Below are 4,492 nucleotides of genomic sequence, written 5' to 3'. Positions count from 1 at the left end.
GACGGGGGCCGGCTTCGTGGCCTTCGTGGCGGCGGGGCGCTTCTTTCGCGCGCTCTTTCGCTTGGTGGCGGCGTCGGCGGCAGGGGCGCTCAGCACACAGGCGAGCGCGAGACTCAGGGCAAGACGGGTCGTGTTCACGATGCGGCGGATGCTAGCCGACCGGCGGGGCGGAAGACCAATGCCCCGCCCGGGACGAGGGGAACCCCATCCCGGGTGGGCATGGACTCCGGCTTTCTCAGACGTCCAGTTCCTGCACTTCGCCGGCCTGCTCGGTGATGAACTTGTAACGCGCGGAGACGTCCTTGCCCATCAGGTCGTTGATGATGCGGTCGGTCTCCAGGGCGTTGTCGATGGTGACGCGCAGGCTGATGCGGTTTCGCGCATCGAGCGTGGTCTCCTTCAGCTCATCGGCGGTCATCTCACCCAGGCCCTTGAAGCGCATGATGTTGGGCTTGGCGTTGCCCCGGACCTTCTCGCGGATGATGCGGTCGCGGTCCGGTTCGTCCAGGGCCCAGTACGTCTCCTTGCCAATGTCCACCCGGTACAGCGGCGGCTGGGCGATGTGCACCGCGCCCGCCTCGATGAGCGGCCGCAGGTGGCGGTAGAAGAACGTGAGCAGCAGCGTGGCGATGTGGTGGCCGTCGCTGTCGGCGTCCATCAGCAGGAAGACGCGGCCGTATCGCAGCTTCGTGATGTCGAAGTCCGAGCCGATGCCGCACCCCAGCGCGCTGACGATGTCCTGGAGCTCCTTGTTGCCGGCCACCTTGTCGGTGGACGCCTGCTCCGCGTTGAGCACCTTGCCGCGCAGGGGGAGGATGGCCTGGGTGCGCCGGTCGCGGCCCTGCTTGGCGGAGCCGCCTGCGGAGTCACCCTCCACGATGAACAGCTCGCTCGACTGCGGATCCGTGGACGAGCAGTCCGCCAGCTTCCCGGGCAGGTTGAGCCGGTGGCTCACCGCCGTCTTGCGGTTGATGGCGGCGGAGGCCGCGCGGGAGGCTTCACGGGCGCGGGCGGCCAGGATGATGCGCGCCAGCAGCGCTTCCGCGATGGACTTGTTGTCGTTGAACCACTTCTCCAGCACCGGACGGATGGCGCCGTCCACCTGGCCCGCGGTCTCCGGGTTGTTGAGGCGGCCCTTCGTCTGCCCCTGGAACTGGGGCTCCACCACGTAGACGGACAGGATGGCGGTGATGCCCTCGCGGATGTCCTCCGCGGTGAGCGTCACGCCCTTGGGCGTCAGGTCGTGCGTGTCGATGTAGTTGCGCATCGCCTTGACGATGGCGCCCCTCAGGCCCGCTTCGTGCGTGCCGCCCATGGCGGTGGGGATGCCGTTGACGTACGAGCGCACGTGCTCGTCCGTGGCCTCCGTCCACGCCAGCGCCACCTCCAGCCGGACCTCGTTGTCACGCGCGTAGTAGAACGGCGTGCCGCCGGTGGGGACGATGGGCTTCTGCCGCTCGGAGACGACGCGGGTGAGGTACTCCGCGATGCCGCCGTCGTGCTTGTACGTCACGTGCACCGCGGGCGTGGCCGTCTCGTCCTTCCAGACGACGGTCATCCCCTTGTGCAGGTAGCTCTTCGCCTCCAGGCGCTCGCGCACGAGCTCCGCGTCGAAGCGCTGCTTCTCCCCGAAGATCTCCGCGTCCGGTTCGAAGGTGGTCGACGTGCCGGTGCCGCGCGCCGGGCCCTCCACCTTCAGGAGGCTCGTCGCCTTGCCGCGCGCGTACGTCTGCACGTGGCGCTTGCCGTCGCGCTTGATCTCCACCTGGAGCTTGCTGGAGAGCGCGTTCACCACGGAGCTGCCCACGCCGTGCAGACCGCCCGAGTGGATGTAGTTGCCCTGCTCGAACTTGCCGCCCGAGTGCAGCGTCGTGAGGATGACCTCCACGGCGGGCTTCTTGTGCTTGGGCATCACGTCCACGGGGATGCCGCGCCCGTTGTCCACGACGGTGATGGACTTGCCGCCCTTGTGCAGCGTCACCTCGACGGTGGTGGCGTAGCCGTTGATGACCTCGTCCACCGAGTTGTCGAGGATCTCCCACAAGAGGTGGTGGTAGCCCGTGCTGTCGGTGCCACCGATGTACATGGCCGGGCGCTTGCGCACCGGCTCCAGGCCTTCAAGGACCTGGATGTCCGCGCCTGTGTAGCTTTCCTTCTTGGTCGCCATGGCCTTCCCGCCTACTCCTTCTTCTCCGGCAGCGGCACGAAGGTGACGGGCCGCGCCACCTCCTTCACCGTGTCGCGCTTGGACATCTCATGGCCCTTGCCGCCGCGTGCCGTCACCGTGAACTTCGCCGGTGACAGGTGCAGCTTGCGGCCCTTCGTCGTTTCGAACTCCAGCGTGGCGTCCTTCTGGTTGGCGGGCGCCGCGAGGAAGTCCACCACCCGGTCGCCCGGCTCCACCTTGATGACCTGCACGCCCTTGCCGGGGCCGGCCAACTCGTTCACCTCCGCCACCTTGCACACGAGCGCGTTCGTCTTCTCCGTGAGGACGCCCAGCAGGTCGCGGTCGCCCACCGGCTGCGTGCCGATGATCTCGTCGCCCTCGCCCGTCTTCGCGTAGCGACGACCGGCGCGGGTGGAGACCTCCGTGTGGGGCGCGAGCAGGAAGCGCATGCCCAGGCCGTGGCGCGTCACCGCCACCAGCTTCTCCGGCTGATGCAGGCGCGCATCCAGCGACAGCGCGCCCACGATGCGCTCGCCGTCGTCGAACTTGAACAGCTTCTGCACCGGGTCGCCGTAGCCGGTGGAGGCCGGCACGTCGTTGAAGCGGGTGACGTAGGCGGTGCCGAAGTTGGTGAACAGCACCAGGTTCGCCTTCAGGCTGCCGGCGAGCACCGCCATCACCGCGTCGCCTTCGCGCAGACGCGTGGTGGACGGGTCCTTCACCTCGCGCACGCGCTTGATCCACCCGTCGCGGGTGAGCACCACGTGGGCGTCCTCGTCCGCGATGAACGCCTCCGCGGAGAACTCCACCTCTTCGGAGCCGGCGCCGCCGATGCGCGTGCGGCGCTTGTCGGTGTACCGGGCCTTCATCTCGGTGAGCTCGTCGCGGATGACGCCCCAGCGCTTCTTGACGTCCTTGAGGATGCCCTCGATGCGCTTGATCTCCGCGCGCTTCTCCTTGAGCTCCTTCTGGACGACGAGGATCTCCAGGCGCGCCAGCTTGTACAGCTTCATCTCCAGGATGGCGTCCACCTGGATCTCATCCAGCTTGAAGCGGGCCATCAGCTTCTGGGCCGCGTCCTGCTTGCCCTCGGACTGACGGATGATGCGGATCATCTCGTCGAGCGCGTCGTAGGCCTTCTCGAAGCCCTCGAGGATGTGGACGCGGCGCTTGAGCTCCGCCAGCTCATGCTCGAACCGCTTGGTCACGATCTCCAGGCGGAAGTCGAGGAAGTAGCGGAGGATGCTCTTGAGGTCCAACCGCTTCGGCGTGCCGACGTCCGGGTTTTCGGAAGGGACGAGGCAGGTGAGGTTCACGCCGAAGGTCGTCTGCAGGGGCGTGTGCTTGTAGAGGTACGCCATCACCAGCTCCGGGCTGGCGTCCTTCTTGAGCTCCAGGACGATGCGCACGTCCTTGGTGGACTCGTCGCGCACGTCGGTGATGAGCGGCAGCTTGCGCTCGCGCACCAGCTCGCCAATCTTCGCGACGAGCGTGGACTTGTTCACCGTGTACGGGATGGAGGTGACGACGATCATCTGACCGCCGCGCTTGAGCTCCTCCATCTTGTACTCGCCGCGCACGCGGACGCCGCCCTGGCCCGTCTCGTAGATTTCGCGCAGCTCCGGCTTGCTGTTGAGGATCTGCCCGCCGGTGGGGAAGTCCGGGCCCTTGATCCACTTGAGCAGGTCCTTGACCGCCAGCTCCGGGTTGTCGATGAGCGCCAGGAGCGCGTCCACCAGCTCGCCCAGGTGGTGGGGCGGGATGTTGGTGGCCATGCCCACCGCGATGCCCGTCGTCCCGTTCATCAGGAGCTGGGGCACGCGCGCGGGGATGACGACGGGCTCGTCCCGGGTGCCGTCGTAGTTGGGCCGGAAGCGGACCGTCTTGCTGTCCAGCTCGCCCAAAAGCTCCGTGGCCAGCTTCTCCAGCCGGCACTCGGTGTAGCGGTAGGCGGCGGCGGAGTCGCCGTCGAGCGAGCCGAAGTTGCCGTGGCCGTCCACCAGCGGGTAGCGCAGGGAGAAGTCCTGGGCCATGCGGACGAGCGCGTCGTAGATGGCCGTGTCGCCGTGCGGGTGGTAGCGGCCCATGATGGCGCCGACGACCTGGGCGCACTTCTGGTACTTGGTGTCGAACGACAGGTTCAGGTCGTTCCACATGCCGTAGAGGATGCGGCGCTGCACCGGCTTGAGGCCGTCGCGCACGTCGGGCAGGGCGCGCGAGGTGATGACCGACAGGGCGTAGTTGAGGTAGCGGCGGCGGGCCTCCTCGGCGAGGCCCGCGGGGATGCTGCCGCCCCCGCCCCCGGCACCGGACGCGCCACCACTG

General features: G+C 67.9%; 2 protein-coding genes. Both read right to left on the bottom strand.

What is annotated here, in order from left to right:
* Positions 1–235: 235 nt before the first annotated feature.
* Complete coding sequence (locus D7V97_RS40460; protein WP_120615899.1) at positions 236–2,167, bottom strand: type IIA DNA topoisomerase subunit B; 1,932 nt, start codon at positions 2,165–2,167, stop codon at positions 236–238.
* Between the two features lie 11 nt (positions 2,168–2,178).
* Positions 2,179–4,492: DNA topoisomerase (ATP-hydrolyzing) subunit A (locus D7V97_RS40455; protein ID WP_147445184.1), on the bottom strand; the 2,314-nt coding region annotated here is incomplete at its 5' end.

Origin of the sequence: Corallococcus sp. CA053C (genome assembly GCF_003611675.1) — a bacterium.
Classification (GTDB): Bacteria; Myxococcota; Myxococcia; order Myxococcales; family Myxococcaceae; genus Corallococcus.
The sequence above is the reverse complement of the archived record's forward strand: the minus strand, read 5'-3'. Positions and strand labels throughout refer to the sequence as shown.